At 65.0% G+C, this 21,451-nt stretch carries 14 protein-coding genes (1 of these 14 running past the window's edge); all 14 read left to right on the forward strand.

Features of this window, described 5'->3' with window-relative positions; all coding sequences use genetic code 11:
• On the forward strand, nt 1-6,352 hold the 3' portion of the coding sequence (locus FB473_RS06305; protein WP_167165674.1) for an alpha/beta fold hydrolase. 1,886 nt of this gene lie to the left of the window's left edge; only the last 6,352 of its 8,238 coding nucleotides appear in the window; its start codon lies off the left edge, out of view; it ends in the stop codon at nt 6,350-6,352.
• Nucleotide 6,353: 1 nt separating this feature from the next.
• The gene (locus FB473_RS18430) at nt 6,354-8,654 is read left to right on the forward strand and encodes an ATP-binding cassette domain-containing protein (protein ID WP_167165676.1); all 2,301 of its coding nucleotides are present in this window, start codon (nt 6,354-6,356) and stop codon (nt 8,652-8,654) included.
• On the forward strand, nt 8,651-9,367 hold the full coding sequence (locus FB473_RS06315) for an ABC transporter permease (protein WP_167165678.1): 717 nt from the start codon (nt 8,651-8,653) through the stop codon (nt 9,365-9,367). The genes FB473_RS18430 and FB473_RS06315 overlap by 4 nt, the downstream gene beginning before the upstream one ends.
• 70 nt (nt 9,368-9,437) lie before the next feature.
• The gene (locus FB473_RS06320; RefSeq protein WP_167165680.1) at nt 9,438-11,090 is read left to right on the forward strand and encodes an AMP-binding protein; all 1,653 of its coding nucleotides are present in this window, start codon (nt 9,438-9,440) and stop codon (nt 11,088-11,090) included.
• A 19-nt stretch (nt 11,091-11,109) separates the two neighbouring features.
• A complete protein-coding gene (locus FB473_RS06325; RefSeq protein WP_167165682.1) occupies nt 11,110-11,496 on the forward strand; it encodes a hypothetical protein in 387 nt (128 codons plus the stop codon).
• 27 nt (nt 11,497-11,523) lie between these two features.
• Complete coding sequence (locus FB473_RS06330) at nt 11,524-12,288, forward strand: flavodoxin family protein (RefSeq protein ID WP_167165684.1); 765 nt, start codon at nt 11,524-11,526, stop codon at nt 12,286-12,288.
• Nucleotides 12,289-12,701: 413 nt separating this feature from the next.
• Nucleotides 12,702-15,080: an ACP S-malonyltransferase gene (gene fabD / locus FB473_RS06335; RefSeq protein WP_167165686.1), complete on the forward strand. Its 2,379-nt coding sequence runs from the start codon at nt 12,702-12,704 to the stop codon at nt 15,078-15,080.
• Nucleotides 15,077-15,847 carry an ABC transporter ATP-binding protein gene (locus FB473_RS06340; protein ID WP_167165689.1) on the forward strand — a complete coding sequence of 257 codons (771 nt, stop codon included), beginning with the start codon at nt 15,077-15,079 and terminating at the stop codon, nt 15,845-15,847. The genes fabD and FB473_RS06340 overlap by 4 nt, the downstream gene beginning before the upstream one ends.
• The gene (locus tag FB473_RS06345) at nt 15,844-17,121 is read left to right on the forward strand and encodes an ABC transporter permease (protein WP_167165691.1); all 1,278 of its coding nucleotides are present in this window, start codon (nt 15,844-15,846) and stop codon (nt 17,119-17,121) included. Before FB473_RS06340 ends, FB473_RS06345 begins: the two co-directional genes overlap by 4 nt.
• Before the next feature lie 15 nt (nt 17,122-17,136).
• Complete coding sequence (locus FB473_RS06350) at nt 17,137-18,486, forward strand: ABC transporter permease (RefSeq protein ID WP_167165693.1); 1,350 nt, start codon at nt 17,137-17,139, stop codon at nt 18,484-18,486.
• 51 nt (nt 18,487-18,537) lie between these two features.
• The gene (locus FB473_RS06355) at nt 18,538-18,963 is read left to right on the forward strand and encodes a hypothetical protein (protein ID WP_167165695.1); all 426 of its coding nucleotides are present in this window, start codon (nt 18,538-18,540) and stop codon (nt 18,961-18,963) included.
• A complete protein-coding gene (locus FB473_RS18435) occupies nt 18,960-19,739 on the forward strand; it encodes a 4'-phosphopantetheinyl transferase superfamily protein (RefSeq protein WP_167165697.1) in 780 nt (259 codons plus the stop codon). The genes FB473_RS06355 and FB473_RS18435 overlap by 4 nt, the downstream gene beginning before the upstream one ends.
• Entirely contained in the window at nt 19,730-20,422 is a 693-nt protein-coding gene (locus FB473_RS06365; RefSeq protein ID WP_167165699.1) for an MBL fold metallo-hydrolase, read from the forward strand. The genes FB473_RS18435 and FB473_RS06365 overlap by 10 nt, the downstream gene beginning before the upstream one ends.
• A gap of 1 nt (nt 20,423) precedes the next feature.
• On the forward strand, nt 20,424-21,407 hold the full coding sequence (locus tag FB473_RS06370; RefSeq protein ID WP_167165701.1) for an acyltransferase domain-containing protein: 984 nt from the start codon (nt 20,424-20,426) through the stop codon (nt 21,405-21,407).
• Nucleotides 21,408-21,451: the final 44 nt, after the last annotated feature.

Genomic DNA, 21,451 nt, shown 5'->3' on the forward strand with positions numbered 1-21,451 from the left:
CGCGACCCGGTACGAGCTGGACCCCGACGACATCGGCCGGACGCCCATCCGCGAGACGGCCCCGCAACCCCCGCGGCGAGGGGAGGGGATCGCCTTCCGGCGTGCCGCGGTAGGCGGGCCGGATCTCGAGTGCGAGCTCGCCGGGGACGAGGCCTTCCTCCGCGACCACTGCCACATACTCCCCGGGGTCATATACCTGGAGCTGTTCAGGGCTGCGGCGGCCGCACTGGACCCGTCGAGTCGCGTGGCCTCGGTGCGGAACGTCATGTGGATGCGCCTCATGCACATTCCCGACGGCGTGACCGCGACCATTCGCATGGCCGTCGGTCGCCGCGGTGCCGATCGCGTCGACCTGACGCTGTACAGGGTCGACGACGCGGCGGCCGGCTCGTCCGCGGGGGAGCCGTTCGCGACGGCACAGGTTCACTACGGGCAACCGGCGCCGAGGCCTCGTGTTGTTCCCGAGGAGGAGTTCCTGCGCGGGCTGGACGGTGGCGCGAGCGCCGTCGAGAACTACCGGAGTCTGCTGTCCGACAACGGTGTCGGGGTGGGACCGGCCTTCAAGGGAGTCAGACGCATCCACAGCGACGCGAACCGGGCCCTCGGCGAACTCGGTCTGGAAGAGCCCGTGGAGGGACTCGAGTCGTTCGAGATACCGCCGTCGCTCGTCGACGGTGGCTTCAGTGGGATCGGGGCATGGATCTGTGACGACCGTCCGGAGGACCGCGGTCTGTATCTTCCTTTCTCGATCGGGAGAATGGAGCTCTACGACCTCTCCGAGCCCCCTCGTACGGTACGGATCGTCCGAACCCACGGCGCGACGCCCGGCGACGTGCAGACGGCCGGGTACGAGCTGACCTATCTCTCGCGGGCCGGTGAGGCGGTCATACGCATCGAGAACATGTTCCTGCGCCGGTTGGAGGGCCAGGACGAGCCGGCGAGGGACGACTCGCAGGTGGTCCCGCTGACGGAGACGTGGCACGAGACCGATCGCATGCCGGTAGCGCCCTTCGATGGCCTCCTGGTCGGGCTCGCCCGGTCGGCCCGCGAGCTGGAGCTCTTCAGGGACGCGTTCAGGGATGCCACGACGCCGAGCGTCATCGCCGCCCAGGGCGTCCCGGCTCGCGACCTGCGCGAGGGCGAGCACCTGCTCGGCGGCCTCGACGAGGCATCGCTGCGTGAACTGGTCGATTCCCGGATTCCTCGGGACACGGCGCTGCGGTTCCTGCTGATGGGTTCGCCCTCGGACGACAGGTCGGTGGATCGTGTCGAGTCGGGGGTCGTCACGGTGATGAGGATCGTCCGCACCCTCATGAGGAAGCCGGTCAACTCGCCGACCGACCTGGTCTTCTTCTCGTCCGGCGATCCGCTCGAACAGGCCGTCTCCGGGTTCTTCCACACCATGAACCTCGAGAAGCCGCTGTACCGCGGTCGTGTCGTGACGATCGCGGAAGGGGCCGACGTCCCGTCCGCCCTCGAGCAGGAGGCCGCCGCGACGACGGAGGCCTTCGACGTCCGCTACGAGAACGGCAGACGGTACGAGCTCCGGCTCGCCCGGATGCCCGAGGGGGACGTGACGCCCACGGCGGCGGACGGGGCGTACATCGCGGGCGGGGCCTTCCTCGTCACCGGGGGAGCAGGCGGGATCGGGCTCGCGCTCGCCGGGCACCTGTTCGCGCACGGCGCGGCCCGGGTGTACCTGTGCGGGCGATCGGCCCTCGACGAGCGGCGACGTGCCGCCCTCGCCCCGCTGGAGCAGCAGGGGTTCGATGTGCGCTACCTGCCGTGCGATATCACCGACGCGGAATCGGTTCGTTCTGTGGCCGAGGTGCTCGCGGGGGACGCGAACGCTTCGGGCCGACCCGTGGTCGACGGGATCTATCACGCCGCCGGCGTCCTCCGCGATCGCTTCATCATCGCCAAGGACGAGGAGTCGTTCCATCAGGTGATCGCACCCAAGACCACCGGCGCGGACACCATCGTGGACGCCGCCAGGAGGCTGGGCGCGTCCTTCGTCATGTTCTTCTCGTCCACCTCGTCGGTCCTGGGCAATCCGGGGCAGTGCGACTACTCGTTCGGGAACCGTTACCTGGATGTCCTGGCGCAGCGAGCCGCGAGCGACCAGGCCGGGCCGAGACTGCATTCCCTCAACTGGTCGGTCTGGGCCGACGGTGGCATGCGGATACCCGACGAACAACTCGCGATGCTGGAGGGTCGCTACGGGTTGACCCCGTTGCCGTTCTCCGCCGGGTTCGCGGCCATGGACGCGTGCATCGCCCGCGGGCACACCAGGGCGGTCGTCCTCCACGGGCACCAGAACCGGATCCTGGCGAACTTCTTCCCCTCCGGGCAGGAGCACGGTGGAGCCCGGCCGGTCGATGGTGGCGTCTCGGCCTTCGAGGCCGCGCTCGAAGGTGATCTGCGCGACGTCATCTGTGCGACGCTGCGGCTCGAGGCGGAGGCGATCGACTTCGACGACGACCTGGCTCGCTACGGATTCGACTCCATCTCGTTCTCCGAGTTGGCCAGCCGGTTGAACGACCTGTTCGGCCTGGACCTGACTCCGGCGATCTTCTTCGGATACACCTACCTGCACGAGCTCAAGCAGGGGCTGCTCGACGAGTACGGCGACGAACTCGCCCGTCACTACGGCTCGAAGGGGTCGGTGACGGCCGCGGTCGGCCCTGTCGCTCCCGCGGCACGGGTCGGCGACCTGAAGCCTCTCGTCGTGCCCGAGGCGCCCGTCCCGGAGCCCAGGACGTCGCCTGCCGTGGACGCGGGCCCCGTGAGTGCCGATCGACCCGCGGACATCTCCACCGGCTACCCGCCGGTCGCCATCATCGGCATGTCGACCAGGCTGCCGCGCTCGTCGGACAGTGACGAGTTCTGGAACCACCTCGTGGCGGGTGACGACCTGGTGACCGAGGTGCCGGTCGATCGATGGGACTGGCAGGGCATCTACGGTGACACCCGTGTCGACCGCCACCGGACCACCTACCACCATGGTGCGTTCATCGACGCGATCGACACCTTCGATCCCTACTTCTTCGGGATAGCGGGCACCGACGCCGAGGTCATGGATCCTCAGGAGCGCATGATGCTCGAGGAGGCCTGGCACGCCCTGGAGGACGCGGGCTACGACCCCACGGCGCTGTCCGGGAGCGACACCGGTGTGTTCGTCGGCGTCTCGACGGGTGACTACAAGGAACTCCTCATCAAGGCGTCCTATCCGAACATGCTCACCCACACGATGATCCCCAACAGGATCTCGTTCACGCTCAACCTCCACGGCCCGAGCATGGTCGTCGACACCGCATGCTCCAGCGCCCTGGTCTCGATCCATGAGGCCGTGCAGGAGATACAGCGTGGCCACTGCGGAATGGCGCTCGCCGGGGCGGTGAACGTCATCTGTTCGCCGGGGCTGTACATCACCCAGGGCAGGATGAACATGCTCTCCCCGGGCGGCTCGTGCAAGACCTTCGACGCATCCGCGGACGGGTACGTGCGTGGCGAGGGCTGCGGGATGGTCGTGCTCAAGCCACTGGACGCGGCACTGCGCGACCGCGACCGCATCATGGGCGTCATCAGGGGGTCCGCGGTCAATCACGGAGGAACCGCGAGCAACCTGTTCGCGCCCAACGAGGCCGCCCAGAGCGAGGTCATACGCGCCGCCTACCACCGCGGGGGTGTCGCGGCGAGTGCGGTCTCCTACGTCGAGACCCATGGCACCGGCACCGCGCTGGGCGATCCGATCGAGGTCAACGCGCTGAAACGCGCCTACCGCGACCTCTACCGGGAGGAGTCCCGTACCTTCGGCGACGACGGCCCCGCCGTCTGCCTGGGGGCGGTCAAGACGAACACGGGTCACCTGGAGGCGGCCTCGGCGCTTCCGGGCCTGCTCAAGATCCTCTACTCGTTCGAGAGGGGGGTCATTCCCCGCAACATCCATTTCGCGAAGGTGAACCCCTATCTGCAGATCGAGCGGACGCCTTTCGAACTGGCGACCGAGAACGTCTCCTGGGACGAGCTCATGCGGGGGAGGGCCGATGAGACTCCCCGGGTCGCAGCGCTCAGTTCCTTCGGGATCGGCGGGGTGAACGCCCATATGGTGCTCGAGTCGCCGACCGCATACACGACCGGGAGGCCCGTCGACGAGCATGCGACCGCCAGGCCTCACTTCCTGCCCGTCTCGGCGAGGAACCGTGCCCAACTCGTTACCTATGTCGACCGGATCCGGGCGTTCGTCGCAGACGCCCGGGTCGATTCGGGGGCGGACAGTGCGGTGGAGGGCGCGGCGGATCATGAGGCGTTCCTCGCCCGCTGCTCCGACCTGCTCGGGTTCGACTCCGTCGACGATCTCGATCTGTCGATCCCGTTCGAGGACTACGGGACAGACCTCGAGGCGCTGGCCACGCTCCTCGGTGATCGTGACCGTCCGACCGGTCTCGATCCGGTGACCCCGCGCATGAGCCTCGCCGAGATCGCCGGCATCGCGTCCGCCGGCCAGGACGCGCCTGTGGCCCCGACGCGTGACCTCGGCCGGTTCCTCTCGGCGCTGTGCCAGGTGTTCCAGACCGGGCGCACCCGGTTCAGGGAACGGGTGGCGTTCGTCTTCCGCGACGTCGACGGGCTGCTCGGGCAGATGGACGACTTCCTCGCCGACCCGGGTGCCTACGATCTCGCCGGTAGTGCCGCGAAGGGTGCCACCGAACCGCTCGTACCCGCCGCGCACGGGGATCGTCCCACGAGCGAGGTCCTCCCGGAGCTCGAGGCCACTCGCGCGCTCGCGCGCAGATGGGTCGCAGGCCTGGAGACCGACCTCTCGACGGTCGCCGAAGGGCCCGTCGAGAAGATCTCCGCTCCCGCCTACCCCTTCGACCGGAGACGGTTCTGGTTCACCGACTACGTGCTGGATGCCGCCGGTGAGGCGACCGGCGGCGACGAACCCCCGAAGGACGCGTCCGACGCCGCCGTTGTCGGCGACAGGCTCGCCGAGGTGGCCGGGACGATCAGGGCAGCGCTGTCGGGCCTGCTGAAGGTGCCCCTGGAGGAGATCGAGGACGACAAGGACTTCTCCTCGTACGGTCTCGACTCGATCAGGCTCATCCAGTTCACCGCCGATCTCGACGAGGCGTTCGGGATCCACAACGAGCCGACACTCATCCTCGACAACCCGACGGTCGGCATGCTCGCCGCGACGATCGGTGAACTGGTCGGTGGCGCCAGCGAATCGGGCGGGACACCCGAAATCCGGATCACCCCGGATCCGGCACCCGTCGACACGGCCCTGACGGGCGATGTATCGAAGGCCGCGGGATCAGGCGCGCAGGCTCCCGCGACGCGGCTCACCCTGAACTTCGGCGTGCGGGTGAGCCCGGCTCCCGTCATGATGCTCAGCGCCTCGACGGTGTTCGACCGCTCGCGGGTCGTCGGCTTCTGGCGCGACCTCAAGAGGGGCGCGATACCCGAACTGGAGATGAGGTCGGTCGACGCGGCTCTCATGGAGTCGCTCGGCTGGAGTGGATTCAGGTACTTCCACGTCGTCGTCCGAAACGCCGCGGGTCAGTATGCCGAGGCGTATCTCGCAGGCCAGGGCAAGCCCCTGCTCCTGATCATGGGAATCGGGATGGCGCCCTCCTTCGCGTCCTACCAGATCGAAGCCCTGGCCGGGAAGAGGAAGATCGTCTGCATCTCGATGCCGGGCGTGGGGCTGAGCCCCGTGATCGACGACCTCTCCCTCCAGAGCCTGGGATCGTTCGTCCTCGGCACGCTCGACCGACTCGGGATCGACGAGTTCGACATCCTGGGAGTCTCGTGGGGGAGCCTTCTCGCGACCACGCTGGCCTGGATGGCGCCGCGGCGGGTGACCAATCTCGTACTGATGTCGCCGAACGCCGACATGGGAATGGTCGACGACCCGACGAAGTACGTCACGGGGATCGACGAGGCGATGACCCGCGACTTCTCCGTCGTCGACCATGGCGAGCAGGCCGACAGGTTCTTCCAGGACGCCCAGTGCCTCGAGACGAGGGCGTTCCTGCGGTGGAGCACGTACTTCGGCAGGGACACGGTGTCCCATCACGAGACCATGTCGATCCTCCCCGCGGTCACGCAACGCTCGCTGGTGATCGTGGGTGCCCGCGACACGATCATCGATCCTCGTGAGGCCGAGGTCGTGGCCCTGTACCTGAAGAACTCCGAGAGATACGTCATCGAGGACGCCTCGCATCTGCCGCTGGTCACCCATCCGGAGCTCGTGAACGAACTCGTCGACAGGTTCCTCGACGGGGCGAACGCCGAGGGTCTCCCGCTGCCCGATTCCAGTTCCCGATCCGACGGACGAGAGGTGTGACGTGGAACGCGAAGAAGACCGGCCGATACGTGTTCTGTGCGCGGTGAACGGGGCCTTCAGCTCGCACGTGGCCCGCGTCCTGGCGCTTGCGCTGAGGCTTCGTGACCGTCGCGAGTTCGAGATCGCGTTCTCGGGCTCGGGCCCGTTCATGGAGATGGCCCGTGACGAGGGATTCGAGATCGTCGAGACCGATCACCTCACGGCCGACGAGGTCTTCGCCTCTGCCGATGCGACCGGGATCCACTGGTACGACGATCCGGTACGGCTCGACGAGCTCTTCGAGGCCGAGACGAGGACGTTCGCGTCCTGGCGACCGGACGTGTGCGTACGCGATGCCTTCAGGGATCCCGCGAGCGTGATCGCGCGGCTCGGCGGCGTCCTGGACGTCATGGTGACGCAGGCGAACGAGGCTCCGTCGTACGAGTTCGACTTCGTGCCCGTCAACTACGACCTCCACGGCACACAGGCCGAGATCGAGCACCTCGGCCAGCTCGTGCGTCTGGCCCGGCACAAGGTCTACCAACCGATCTACAACAAGGCGATGAAACTGGGCGTCCCCGCCTCGCAGTGCAAGGACTTCGGAACGGAGGCCGACCTCTATCTCGTGTCCGACAGCTACGCGCTCTACCCCATGAAATCCGTGCCCGAGAACTACCGCTACGTCGGCCCGCTCGTCCACCTCGCTCCGGGCCGGACGCCGGAGTGGCTCACCCGATTCAGCGGGTCGGACAAGACGAAGGTGCTGATCACCGGCGGGTCGACGGGGATGCTCGACTTCGCGGGGCTCTTCTCCGCGATCGACCCCGACCGAAGCATGTACACGCTGGCTTTCACCGACGAGGTCGAGCCGCCCGATTTCGGCGGGCACGGCATCCTCACCTCGGTCCTTCCGCACTCCGACCTGTTCGTGACCCATGGGGGCCTGGGCTCGACCTACATGGGACTGGCGGCTGCGAAACCGATGATCGTCCTCTACGACCAGTTCGAGCGTCAGGCGAACGCACGCCAGCTCGAGAAGCTGGGAATCGGCAGGGGATTCGACGCGACGAAGGTCACCCCGACCCAGATCATGGACGCCGCCCGGGCTCTTCTGGCCGACGCGAGCGTCGCATCGCAACTCGAGAAGACCAGCTCTCTGCTGCTCGCCAAGCCCGAGGGTTCCTATCTCGCTGCCGGCTACGTCGTGGAGGCCTGCGCGAACCGTTTTCCGATGATGGCCGAACGCCTCGGAGCCGTCCTGGCAGACCTCCGGGAGAAAAGTGATGCACACCGACTAGGGAACGAAGAATGGGTGAAAGAGATGGCGCGATCCGCATTGCCGGCGGTGGACGAAGCGCGAGTGCTCGCGCACGAGCGGGAGGACGACGGACCGGGGCGACCTGTTGACAACGTGATCACGGTCACCGGCCTGCGCAAGGCGTACGGGAACCTGATGGCGGTCGACGAGGTCAGCTTCGAGGTGCGCCGCGGGGAGGTGTTCGGGCTGCTCGGCCCCAACGGCGCGGGGAAGTCGACGACGATCGAGATCCTCACGGGGAACCGCCGGCGGGATGCGGGTGCGGTGTCGGTCCTTGGTCTCGACCCCTCCACCCAGGAGGACCTGCTCAAGCAGCGTGTCGGCGTCCAACTCCAGGACGTGCGGTTGTTCAAGAACCTCACGGTCCGCGAGACCCTGGAACTGTTCGCGAGCTTCTACGACAACCCCCGCACCGTCTCGGAGGTGATCGAGCGGGTCGGCCTCACCGACAAAGCGGACGTGCGCGTCAGTCGGCTCTCGGGGGGCCAGAACCAGCGCGTGGGAATCGCGGCATCGATGATCGGTCGCGGCGGGATCCTGTTCATGGACGAGCCCACCGCGGGCCTCGACCCGAAGAACCGCCGGCTGCTCATGGACTCGATCAAGGACATCCGCAGCGGTGAGACCACCGTGTTCCTGACGACCCATTTCATGGACGAGGCCCAGAAGCTGTGCGACCGCGTCGCGATCATGGATCAGGGACGACTGATCGCCTTGGACACCCCCGAGAAGCTCATCGCCACCCACTGCCCGGAGACGGTCGTCCGGCTCGAGCGGCAACCCGGATTCAGCCCCGAAGTGGAGGCCGAGATCGCGCAACTCGGCGACACCAAGATCGTCGACGGATCGATGGTCTGCTACTGCGACAACGTGGTGACGTTCATCTCGGGGCTGGCTTCCGTCTATGCCCGCAACGATCTCGAGATGCAGGACGTCGCGATTCATCAGGCCACCTTGGAAGACGTGTTCCTGAAGCTCACCGGCAGAGAGGTGGAACAGGCGTGAAAAGCTACCTGAAACTCTTGGAGTCGAATTTCAAAGAGCTTTTCCGGGACCGTGTGGAGATCATCTGGACGATCGTGTTCCCGCTGGTCGTGCTCTTCGTCTTCGGGTTCGTCTCGGGCTCCGACGGTTTCTCCGGAAAGATCTCGATCGTGGTCGCCATCACGATCATGCAACTCAACATCAATGCGGGTGTGCGGTTGCTCTCGCTCAAGGACACCGGGGCGCTGAAGACACTGGGCGCGACGCCGCTGCGAAGATCCACCTTCCTCGCGAGCGAGGCAACCTACCGGATGCTCATCACGCTGGTGCAGTGCATCGTGCTGATGATCGCGGGAATGATCTCCTTCGGTGTCACCGTCGAGGGAAACCCGCTGGTTCTCGCTTCGTCGGTGGTGCTGGGTTCCTTCGTCTTCTTCACGGTCGGGTATGCCCTCACCGCCATCCTTCCTTCCGCTCCCGTCGCGGGCAATGTCTTCATGTTGCTCACATTCCTTTTCATCATCTTCTCGGGGCTCTTCTTCCCGTTGGCCTCCCTGCCCGACTGGCTTTCATCGGTCCTCGAATATCTTCCGCTCAACCAGAACGAGGTCGCCATGCGCACGACGATCCTCGGCGGGCCGCTCTTCGACGACACGATGATCAAAGCTCTGGTATCACAACTGGCCTACCTGGGGATATTCGGCTTCCTGGCCACACGGTTCAAATGGAGCTGATCTCCCGAAAAGGCATCGCGGCCAGGCCCCAGAGCGCACGTGGCCGTCGACCGACCAAGGAGGAACGACGGTGCCGATAATTGGTCACCTGAGGAAGAACGCCTCCTCGTACCCGCGCGAGGTGGCACTCGTCGAGATCAATCACGACAGGCAGGAGGAGCATCGCGCCGACTGGCGGGACAGCACGGTGGACCTTTCCGACAACCTCGGCCCCTACCGCCGGGAGATCACCTGGAAGGCGTTCGACGAGGCTGCCAGCCGCTTCGCGAATCTGCTCATCTCCCGCGGCATCACCAAGGGTGACCGGGTCGGGATCCTCATGATGAACTCGATCGAATGGCTGCCCATGTACTTCGGCGTCCTCAAGAGCGGCGCTGTCGTCGTTCCGCTCAACTTCCGCTACACAGCCGTCGAGATCGAGTACTGCGTCGATCTCGCCGATGTCGAGGTGCTCGTCTTCGGCCCCGAGTTCGTCGACCGTCTGGCGCTGATCGCGCCGACCCTGCGCAAGGGAAGGCTCCTCTTCTTCGTCGGCGACGGCTGTCCCGAGTTCGCCGAGGACTGTCGTCAACTGTCTTCGCTGGTCTGTGGTGAGGATCCGGGGATACCCCTCAGCGACGACGATGACGCGGCCATCTATTTCTCGAGCGGGACGACGGGGTTTCCGAAGGCCATCCTGCACACCCATCGCTCCTTGTCCCACTCCGCGGTGGTGGAGCAGAAGCACCACGGCCAGACCCACGACGACGTCTTCCTGTGCATCCCGCCGCTCTATCACGCCGGCGCCAAGATGCACTGGTTCGGAAGCCTCATCACGGGGGGAAAGGCCGTGCTGCTGCGCGGAGTGAGCCCGGAGACCATCTTCCGGGCGGTGGACGAGGAGGGCTGCACCAACGTCTGGCTTCTCGTGCCGTGGGCGCAGGACATCCTGCTCGCGATCGAACGAGGCGAACTCGATCCGGCCGATTACGACCTGGGTCGCTGGCGGATCATGCACATCGGTGCCCAACCCGTTCCCGAAAGCCTCATCCGCCGTTGGAAAGAGGTCTTCCCCGACCACCTCTACGACACCAACTACGGCCTTTCCGAGGCGATAGGCCCGGGTTGCGTGCACCTGGGCGTCGAGAACATCGATCATGTCGGAGCGATCGGACGAGCGGGCTACGGCTGGCAGACCCGGGTGGTCGACGAGAAGATGAACGACGTCGAACCCGGCGAGTGCGGCGAACTCGCGGTCAAGGGTGCGGGGGTCATGACGTGCTACTACAAGAACCCCGAGGCCACCGCCGAGGTGCTGGTGGACGGGTGGCTGTTGACCGGTGACGTCGCCCGGCAGGATGCCGACGGGTTCTTGTGGCTCGTCGATCGCAAGAAGGACGTGATCATCACCGGCGGCGAGAACATCTACCCCGTCCAGGTGGAGAGTTTCCTGGCGTCGCATCCCGGTATCAAGGACGTCGCGGTCATCGGGCTTCCCGACGAGCGCCTGGGAGAGATCGCGGTCGCGATCGTCGAGGCACGGCCAGGAGTCGGACTCTGCGAGGAGAGCATCGTCGACTTCTGCGCCGGCATCCCCCGGTACAAGCGGCCGCGCCGTGTGATCTTCGCCGACGTCCCCCGCAGCGCAACCGGAAAGATCGACAAACCGCTGCTGCGCACGCGGCACGCCGCGTCGTCCACAGATCAGAACCCGAGACAGGGAAAGGCATTCATTCATGATTGAGTCGTTGTTCGGAACCACGATGGCTACCATCACGACGCTCGGAATCCTGCTGCTCATCGTCATCGTCGCCTGGCATGTCGCGAAGCGGGACGTCATCAAACGCTGGGGTCTGTCGATGGTGATCATCGGAGTCCTCGGCCTGGCAGTGTGTTTCGGAGCGGTCTTCCGGGACGATTACATCGATTCGGTGGTGGCCACCACCGACCCCTCGGTGTCTCCGGGTCTGTTCGCCGCCGACAGCCCGGTCTCGTACGTCGGCTATGCGGGCGGAGCCGTCACGATACTCGCATTGATCGCAGGTGCGTTCCTGCGCAAACCCGAACAGCGTCGGGTGCTTTTCTTCGTGATGGCCGCGGCGATGTTCGTGAAAGTCGTCGTCGTCGAGGGGGCTCGGCTCGGTGTGTAGCGGTCGCTTCGAGCGAGGGGACGATCGATGAAGGTGGTCGTCGTGTATGCCACGGCGCGGAGGGGATCCACGTATCACGTGTCGACGATGCTGCTCGACATGCTTTCCGCGACCGAGCAACTGGAGATCGAACAGATCCGGCTTCCCCGGGAGGCGCCGGATTTCTGCACGGGGTGCTACCTCTGTTTCAACGAGGGAGGGGAGCGATGCCCGCACGTCGACACGATGGAACCGATCGAGGAGAAGCTGCACGCGGCTGATCTCATCGTCCTGTGTTCCCCGGTGTACGCGGGTGGTGTCGCCGGTCAACTCAAGACGGTGTTCGACCATCTGAGCTACTCGGAGCTGATGCACAAACCGCACCCGAGCATGTTCTCGAAGGTCGTCGTGTCGATCGTCCTCTCGGCGGGCAAGGGACATCGGACGACCGCGCGTTATATCGCGAGGTGTTTCGCCGACCTGGGGATATCCAGTGTCTTCGCCATCACGGGGCCGGTTGCGGCCGATTCGTGGGCGAAGGTGACCGACAAGCGCCGCGACATGCTCACCAGGAGGGCGGACGACCTCGTCCCGCGCATCGTCGCGGCCGTGCGGTCACCGAAGGTGAGCATGAGGACGAAGTTCTTCTTCCATCTGTCCCGGTGGAGCATCAAGAAGTGGGGCTGGAACGAGTCGGATGTCTCGTACTGGCAGCGACAGGGGTGGCTCGGGAGCGGCCGCCCGTGGAAACAGGTCGCCGAGGTGGAGTCCTGGCAGGGCGCGCCGTTGGAGGGCGGACTGACGACCGGCTGATGGCCGGTGCCGCCATTTCGTCGATTTTCTTGAATAGGAAAATGTTATTTCGGTGAAATTCGGGTGAACAGACTTCCCATTTGGGGCTTCGGTCAAGGCAGGATCGACTGATTGTGAGGAGTGACGGTCGCATGCGATGTCCGTGGCTGTGGATAGCCTGTCGGACGTATCGGATCGATCGCGAACCAGGTGTTTCCACTGCGCGGCATTTCAGGGTTTGCTCCGGGTCACCGGCCGGATCCGCTCCGATCGGAGGTGCTAGGTTCTGGTGTGCGGCAAGACCTCTCCATCGACATAGTTTTGCGGCACCGAGCTCCAGTTCTGTCGGTCATTTTCCGGCCGGGGAGATCTTGGTGACGAAGTCTCTTCACCCCCGCTCACTTCGAAGAACCCAATATCTCTAGGAGTCGAAGATGAAGGCCTGTCTGTTTCCTGGACAAGGTTCGCAGTTCGTCACGATGGGCGCGGACCAATTCGATAAACACCCCGGACTCGTCGAGAACGCCGATGAGATCCTGGGTTATTCTCTCAAACATCTCTGTGCCGAAAACCCCGACAATCGCTTGAACAACACCGCATACACGCAGCCCGCGCTTTTCGTGGTGAACCATTTGATGTATCTCGATCATCTGGAACAGACCGGTCGGGAGCCGGATTTCCTCGCGGGCCACAGCCTTGGTGAGTACAACGCCGTCGTCGCGGCGGGTGCCTTGGATTTCGAGGCGGCCCTGTGCCTTGTGAAACGGCGCGGTGAGTTGATGGCGGAGGTCACCGACGGCGGCATGCTCGCCGTGCTGGGCATCGCGCACGAGGACGTGGAGGCCAGATTGACGGAGTTCGGCCTCACCGGAATCGATGTGGCGAACCAGAACGGCCCGCTCCAGACGATCCTGTCGGGAAAGAAGACGGATCTGGCGGTGGCCGAGCGGCGTTTCGCAGACGTCGCGAATTGCCGCTGCATCCCCTTGAACGTCAGCGGTCCGTTCCACTCCCGTTACATGAGCCACGCCCGCAGCGACTTCGACGCCGACCTGGCGCGGGCACACTTCGGGCCGATGCGGACCGAGGTCGTCTCGAACTACACGGCCAGGTCGTACGGCAGTCGTCGTCCTGCCGAGTTGCTGAGCGAGCAGATCACCAACGCGGTGCGCTGGGTCGACTCCATCCGCTATCTCATGGCCCGTGGCGTGGACTCCTTCGTGCAGGTCGGTCCGGGCAACGTCATCGACGGGCTGACGCGAAAGATCGTCGCGCAATGCGAACCGCTGCCGGCCATCGAGCTCGAGTCGGCGGACGAGGTGACGGCGGAAGACTCCGGGGACTCGTCATTCCCCGTGTCGACCGGCCGGGCCCGAGGCCGGACGGTGGAGAACCTCGGCTCGAACGCGTTCAAGGCATCCTTCGGCCTGGCGTTGCCCTACGTCGCGGGCGGGATGTACAAGGCAATCTCCTCGGCGGAGATGGTGGTGGCGATGGCACGGGCCGGGATGCTCGGCGTCTATGGGGCCGGGGGAGTCGACCTCGACGAGGTCCGCACGGCCATCCGCGCGATCACGAACGAACTCACCGAGGGTCAGTCGTTCGCGGTCAACTACATCTCCAGCCCGTCCGCTCCCGACAAGGAGGAGGCGTTCATCGATCTCCTTCTCGCCGAGGACGTGCGGCTCGTGGAGGCGTCAGCGTTCATGTCGGCCACCGCACCGCTGGTGAGATACCGCGCGTCCGGTCTCTCGCGTGACAGCCAGGGAGCCATCGAGCGCAGGAACCGTGTCATGGCCAAGCTGTCGCATCCGGATGTCGCCCAGGTGTTCGCCCAGCCCCCGCAGGAACGACTGGTCAGGCAGTTGGTGGACAGCGGCGCCATCACCGCGGAGCAGGGCGAGCTGGCCCTCCTCGTCCCCCTCGCCGATGCCATCACCGTCGAGGGCAACTCCGGCGGCCACACGGACGGTGGCATCCTCGAGGTGCTCTACCCCTCGATACGTCGGCAGGTCAGGGAATTGGAGCGCGAGCGGTTCGGCACAGAGTCCATCTTCGTCGGGGCGGCTGGCGGCATCGGGGCCCCGGAAGCGGTCGCCGTCGCCTTCCTGCTCGGCGCCGACTACATCGTCACCGGATCGATCAACCAGTGCACGGTCGAAGCGGGAACGTCCGACTCTGTGAAGGACCTGCTCGCCTGCGTCGACATCCACGACACGAGGCTGTCGGCCACCGGCGACATGTTCGAACTCGGATCGAAGATCCAGGTCGTGCGCAAGGGACTGTTCTTCCCGGCGAGGGCGAACAAGCTCTACGAGCTGTATCGGCAGTACGAAAGCCTCGAGGCGATTCCCAGCGGCGTGCGGAAGCAACTCGAGAGCAAGTACTTCAAACGCCCGATCGACGCGGTCTACGACGATGTCACCAGGCATCTGTCTCCCGCAGCGCTCAAGCGGTGCAACGAGAACCAGCAGGCGAAGATGGTCGCCGTCTTCAAGTGGTACTTCATGATGTCGACCTTCGCCGCACTATCGGGAGACCCGGATTGGCGTCTCGACTACCAGATCCAGTGCGGTCCCTCACTCGGGGCGTTCAACCGGTGGGTGAGGGGCACCGAACTCGAGGACTGGCGCGGGCGTCACGTCGACGCGATCGCGGTGACGTTGCTGGACGCCGCCTGTGACTACCTGACGAGCTTCTACGGCGAGGCCGGAGCCACCGCGCCCGGTCTGGATGCCGATTCGCGGCCGATCCAGACCGGGCACTCTCGACCACGAGCCGAACGACCTATTCTGACAGGGGAAAACGCATGATCTCCGTGCAGGACGTGACGAAGCGCTATGCGCTGGGGAAGACGACCATCACGGCACTCGACCACGTGACGCTGGACATCGACGCCGGGGAGTTCCTCGCGATCGGCGGGTCGTCGGGGAGCGGCAAGTCCACGCTCCTGAACGTCGTCGGGTGCCTCGACAGCCCGACGAGCGGATCCGTGGAGATCGACGGCGAGCAGACCGATCGGCTCTCGCAGTCCAAGCTCAATTCGCTCAGGCTGAACAAGATCGGCTTCATCTTCCAGGCATTCAATCTGGTCGCATCGCTCAATGTCTTCGAGAACATCGAGCTTCCGCTGCTCATCCAGAAGAACATCTCCACAGCGCAACGGCGTGAGCGGGTGAGGTTCTTCATCGAGAAGGTGGGACTCGCCGATCGCATGCGCAACAAGCCGGTCGAGTTGTCGGGTGGGCAGCGCCAGAGGGTTGCTGTGGCGCGCGCCCTCGCGACGAAGCCGAGAGTGGTCCTGGCCGATGAGCCGACCGCCAACCTCGACACCCAGACCGGTATCGAGATCATCAACCTGATGCACACGATCAGTCGTGAGGAAGGTACCGCCTTCGTGTTCTCGACCCACGACCCGAAGGTGATGAGCCGAGCCGATCGCCTGATCCATCTCCAGGACGGAAGGATCATCGACGAGGTGGTCAACCCGGGCGACAGGGCCGAGCAGATCCTGTTCTCCTCCGATGCCTCCGCGGAAAGGAGAGGGAAGACGGGCGCCCGGAAGGAGGTGACGATATGAGATACCTCGTCCTCGCGCTGCGGAACATCCAGAACAACGTCCGCCGTTCCGCGACGATCGCGGTCTTCGTCTTCATCTCGGTGCTCGTCTACCTCCTTCTGAATGCCGCGGTGACCTCTGCGCAGCAGAAGGTGGACGGGGCGATCGTGAACTCGCTGTTGGGCCACGTTCAGATCCGGCCCGACGTGGACGAGCCGACCGCGGTCATCGACATGAGCGCCGACTGGGGGAGTCCCGACCACCTCACCACGGGCCAGACCGACCAAGCCCTGGAAGCCGCGCGCGACTCCGACCGCAACGCGGCGGCATATCGCCTGATCCGGACGAACATGCTCGTGGCCAAGGAAGGGTTCGACCCGGTGGCCTTCGATTCCGGCGACACGAGTGGTGCCCAGATCCCGTCGGTCGCGATCGGGGTCGACGAGGGGATGCACGAGTACGAGAAGAACCTCGTCCTGGATTCCGGAGCGTATCTCGGGTCCGGTGGGGCCTACGAAGTGATCCTGAGCACGAGCGTCGCCAAGCAGCTCGACATCGTGGCCGGCGACACGGTGACGCTCATCTCGGAAGACGTGAACGAGGAGCCCACGAGCCTCGAAGCCCGCGTCGCCGGTATCGGAAACGCCCAGAGCCTCGGTGGATTCGAGGGCAAGCTCTGCTACCTGAGCTACGGTGCCGCCGCACATCTGAAGGGTCTGGACGAGACAGCGAGCAGCGAGGTGATCGCGTTCGCGAAAAGCACCGGCGAATCGTCGGCCCTCGCCGACGACATCGACGCAGCCATGGGCAGCGACGTGATCGTCACCGACTGGAGCACGCAGGGTGGCTACATCAGTGCCATCAATCTCGCGTACACGGGAGTCTTCTACATCTTCTTGCTCATCATCCTGCTGATCGTCTGCATCCTCATCGTGAACATGGTGTCGGTGGCCGGCCTCGAACGCACCCACGAGATCGCCACGTTGCGGGCGATCGGCTTCGATCGAGGCAGGATCGTGACGATCTTCGTGGCCGAAGTCCTGGGTGCGGCAGTGACCGGAGCCCTGGTGGCCTACGTGGTAGCCGCGGCGATCGGGATACCGCTGAGTTCGGTCACCTTCGCGGTGGGCGCCCCTGCGGACGCCGTCGTCGGGCAGTCGTTCGCGCTGGACTACGACATGCTCGCCGGACTACCGGGAATAGTGCTGATACTGCTCTTCGTGGCACTGGCGACGTTGATGCCCTCGTTCCACGCCGCATCCAAAGACCCCGCCGCGGCTCTCATCGAAGAATAGGACTGGAGCACGCAGATGCTGGCTGCCATCATGATCGCGTTTCGCAACCTCGGCAAGACCATCAGGAAATCGAGCCTGCTCGCCCTGGCCGTGTTTCTCTGCTCGACGATCCTCCTGATCGCGTTCTTCGCCTTCAACGGAGTCGAGCGTCAGACCCTCAGGAACTACGTCAATGTGCAGGCGGGGCATGTCATCGTCCTGTGGGACGATCTCGCCGAATCCGACAAGTCCTCGCCCCAGCGGTTCATCAATGTCTACGAGGCGCTCACCTATCACCCCGACGAAGCGCGCGAGAACCAGGAAGCTCTCACGACGGTCGAGAGCTGGCTCACCGACAACGAGGACCAGGTCGATCGCACGTTCCCCATCGTCAGGCGCAATGCCGTGATCGAGACGATCCAGACGACCGATTCGACGTTCCTCACCTACAGCCTCACCTCCGAGCATCGGGACTTCCTCGTCGACAATAAGTCGCTCTCGCTCGCCGAAGGCCGGTTCCCGGACGCGAATGCGGACGAGGTCGTCATCAGCCAGGACAAGGCCGCCAGCCTCGGGCTCACGGTGGGGGACGAGGTGGACATCGCCACGATCACCGACGCGGGACAGACCGTCAACACCCGCTTCACGGTCTGCGGTATCTACACCGATGGTGCGTTCTACGAGAATCTCTACGGTTTCCTCGACGACGAGACCGCGCGACGGGTCTACGCGGTGCCCGACGGCTCGTACGACAGCATGCTGGTCTTCCTGAAGGACAGGTCTGACGCTCAGGGGTTCGCGGATGGGCTTGAGGACCGGCTGCAGGCCGACGGTACGGTGCTGCACGCCGAGTCCTATCTGGACGCCAACACCTTCTACAACAACACCCCCGCGATGATCAAGGCCGTGTTCGGAGCGTTCATCGTCTTCGTCCTGTTGATCATCGCGCTCGGGATGCAGTCCTCGGTGAAGATGAGCCTGTATCAGCGCATGAAAGAGATCGGATCCATGAGGGCCATCGGATTCGGCAAGGCGCAGGTGTACACGATGATCTTCTTCGAGACCTTCTTCCTCACCGTGGCCGCCCTGATCCCGGCGCTCGTCGTGTCCCTGGGTTTCGTGCTCATTTTCGAGGACCGGGGTATCTTCGTCGGCCCGGCGGCGAGCGCCCTGTTCGGGGGGCAGTACTTCTATCCGGAGGCCCGTGCCCAGCAGGTCGGCATCGTGCTCGCCATCATGCTCGGGTTCTCCCTGCTCTCCACCATCCAGCCCGGCTTGGCGATGGTCAACCAGACGATCGTCGACATGATGAACAGGAACATGAAGAGCCGCCGCCAGGCGAAGCTGGAAGCCCAGCTCGTGAGGTCGGCCTCTGCGACCGCCTGACGGTCGGAATTCGCCACCACGCACCGATCCTGCTGAAAGGAATCACGAGATATGAAGTCTCTGGAGAAGTCCCTCGGCGTCGTCGTCCCGGTGATCGCTGCCGTGATGCTCCTTGCCTGCGTCATCGTCGTCCTCACGGCGGGAAGTGATGCGAGATGGGGGGCATTCGTGCTCGCCCAAGCCGTCTTCGGCCTGTTCGTCGTGTGCATCATGGCGGCACTGCGTGACGGCTACGGGTTCAGGAAGGACGCACTCTTCGATTTCAAGGGAAGGGACACGAACATCCTGAGCATCGCGGGCGCACTCATCCTGGTCCCGTCGGTGATCGCGCTCATCCTCGGGAATCCCGTCGTGCTCAGGATCGTCTTCGCGTCGACCACGGCGATCTTCGCCTTCAAGGCCGTCTACGTCGAGTCGCACAGGTGGCGCCGCCGGCAAACCGCGAACAGGCGGATCGAGAGCAACGCCCTCTCGTGAGACCGGCGCAACTGGACGGACTGACCACAGCCAGGTTCACGCTGAGCTTCCGTGGAGACGAGCACGGCGCGGTGTTCGGCTGTCTGAGCACATCCGATCTTCCGGAGGAACGACTGGATCAGCTCGCAGGTCGCTGGCTGCACCACACCGAACTGGAGCGTTACGCGAAGCTCCCCCTCGTCCGGCGGAAGTCGAGTTTCCTGCTCGGGCGGCTGCTCGCCAAGACAGCGGTACGGGGCTCCGGGGTGGAGGGCGATCCGCGCGATATCGCGATCGACTCCGGGATCTTCGGCCAGCCGGTGCTGCGCGACAGTGGCACGGCGTTCCGCCTGACGCTCTCGCATACCGATGGTCTGCTCTGCGCCGTGGTCTCCGACCCCGGGGTGCCGTTCGGGATCGACGTCGAACGATTCGTGGACGACAGAGTCCCGTCCTTGCGGCAGGCGCTCTCCGGGGATTTCGACAGGTTCGCTGCGTCGCGAGGCCTCCTGTCCGAGGAGCATTTCGCATTCGTGCTGTGGACGCAGAAGGAGAGCGTCGGGAAGGCGACGAACATCGGTCTGACCTCGCCCATGTCCACCTACGACATCTCGAGGTTCGAGTGGCCCGTGCCCGGCAGGATCCACGCCGAGTTCTCGAACCTCACGCAGTTCGCGTGCGAGACCTGTTGTTCGGAGCGCTTCGCGGTGTCGTTCGCCTATCCGCGGCTAGGGGCCCTGAACCGTCATCTGGACGAACTTCTGGCGGACGCGGAGGAGGCGGTGGGATGGGCGTGAAGGTGGTGCCGATCGAAACGCGATGGGCAGGGTTCATCAACTACTGCTATCTCCTCGTGGACGAGGACGCCCGTGAGGCTGCCCTCGTCGATCCGTCGTGGGACTACGGGAAGATCATGGACGTCCTCGATGCACAAGGTGTGGTGCTGCGCTACATCCTGGTCACACACTCCCACCTCGATCACATCAACCTTGTCAGGCGGTTCTCCGAGCGTTTCCCCGCCGCATCGGTCGTGCTGTCACGCGAGGAGCACGACCAGAGCGGGTTCGGAGAACCTGGGGATCGCTACGTCCGGGACGGCGAGCGCCTGCCGCTCGGCCGTGGGCACATCGGGTGCATGGTCACGCCCGGTCACACGCGTGGAAGCACGTGCTACCTGTGGGAGGACAACCTGTTCACGGGTGACACCCTGTTTCCCGACGGATGCGGCATCTGCGAATCGCATGCGGCTGCAAGCGCACTTTTCGACAGCGTTCGTCGCATCCTGTCGGTCGTCGACCCGTCCACGCGGCTCTACTCGGGTCACTGCTATCACGTGGCCAACGGGCTCACCTTCGAGCGGGCGATGAAGACCAACATCTACCTGCAGATCGATTCGCGCGAGACGTTCTGCGGGTTTCGCATGAGACCCGGGCAGAAGAACCTGTTCGCCTTCGGCAGTCTGGCGTGTGAAGAGGACTGAGATGAAACGCGTCTTCTGCTACGCGGGGCAGGGCTCCCAGTACTACCAGATGGGACGCGAGCTCTACGAGGGCGACCGGGCGTTCAGGGCCGTCTTCGACCGGTACGACGCTCTCGCGAGCGTTCATCGTCGGACGAGGCTCGCCGCCGTCATCTACGCGAAGGACAGGAGGGCGTCCGATCCGTTCGAGGCGATCGAGGACACCCACTTCGCGATCCCTGTCATTCAGCTGGCCTTGACCGAGATGCTCGACTTCAAGGGGTACACGCCCGACGTCGTCATCGGGACTTCCCTGGGCGAATACGTGGCGCTCGTGGTCGCGGGGCGACTGTCGGCCGACGCCCTGTTCAAGATGCTCGCATTGCAGGTCTCGTTGTTGCGTTCCGAGTTCGGGGACAGGCGAGGGGAGCCCGGGCAGGGCATGGCGAGCGTCTTCGTCAAGGACGACTCGGAGTCCGACAGTCTCGTTCCGTTCGCCGGATCGTTCGCGGGCAGGGTCGGACAGGACACCGTCGTCTTCAGCGGTCTGCGCCCGGCACTCGACCGGATCATGGATTTCTGCCGACTCCACGGATTGCTGGCTCAGAGGATGTCGGTTCCCTACGCGTTCCACAACGTACTCATGGAGCGTATCCGCCCGGGGTTCGTCGCCTGCTGCCCGGAGCCGGACGGACCTGGCTCGTCCATCACGCACATGACGTGTTCGGTGGGCCCGGAGCAGCGGGACGGCCGAGAGGGGCTCTTCGACATCCTGCGCCGCCCCTTCGACTTCCATGAGGCTTTCATGCGCCTTGACAAGGGAGAAAGTTACCACGTCAGCGACCTCAGCCCGTCGGGCATCTTCATCCGCCCCGTGAGGGCCTCGCTCGGGCGGGTGGGCGCTCACGAATCGCGGGTCGTGCCGCTCCTGTCGGTCTTCGGCTCCGACCTGACCAGACTGTCGGCGTATCAGCGCGAAGGCTCCTCGGCGGCATCGGCTTCCTGAGGAAGTGCCGCCGAGGAACTCGTCCGACGGTGCTGCCGGTCGGT

The sequence above is a fragment of the Brooklawnia cerclae genome (genome assembly GCF_011758645.1).
Lineage (GTDB): Bacteria > Actinomycetota > Actinomycetes > Propionibacteriales > Propionibacteriaceae > Brooklawnia > Brooklawnia cerclae.

What these genes read in the sequence shown, in the direction of transcription:
- FB473_RS06365 (WP_167165699.1), top strand. Translation starts at nt 19,730, where the DNA reads ATGGGCGTGAAGGTGGTGCCGATCGAAACGCGATGGGCAGGGTTCATC.
- FB473_RS06355 (WP_167165695.1), top strand. Translation starts at nt 18,538, where the DNA reads ATGAAGTCTCTGGAGAAGTCCCTCGGCGTCGTCGTCCCGGTGATCGCT.
- fabD (WP_167165686.1), top strand. Translation starts at nt 12,702, where the DNA reads ATGAAGGCCTGTCTGTTTCCTGGACAAGGTTCGCAGTTCGTCACGATG.
- FB473_RS06370 (WP_167165701.1), top strand. Translation starts at nt 20,424, where the DNA reads ATGAAACGCGTCTTCTGCTACGCGGGGCAGGGCTCCCAGTACTACCAG.
- FB473_RS06350 (WP_167165693.1), top strand. Translation starts at nt 17,137, where the DNA reads ATGCTGGCTGCCATCATGATCGCGTTTCGCAACCTCGGCAAGACCATC.
- FB473_RS06345 (WP_167165691.1), top strand. Translation starts at nt 15,844, where the DNA reads ATGAGATACCTCGTCCTCGCGCTGCGGAACATCCAGAACAACGTCCGC.
- FB473_RS06340 (WP_167165689.1), top strand. Translation starts at nt 15,077, where the DNA reads ATGATCTCCGTGCAGGACGTGACGAAGCGCTATGCGCTGGGGAAGACG.
- FB473_RS06325 (WP_167165682.1), top strand. Translation starts at nt 11,110, where the DNA reads ATGGCTACCATCACGACGCTCGGAATCCTGCTGCTCATCGTCATCGTC.
- FB473_RS06330 (WP_167165684.1), top strand. Translation starts at nt 11,524, where the DNA reads ATGAAGGTGGTCGTCGTGTATGCCACGGCGCGGAGGGGATCCACGTAT.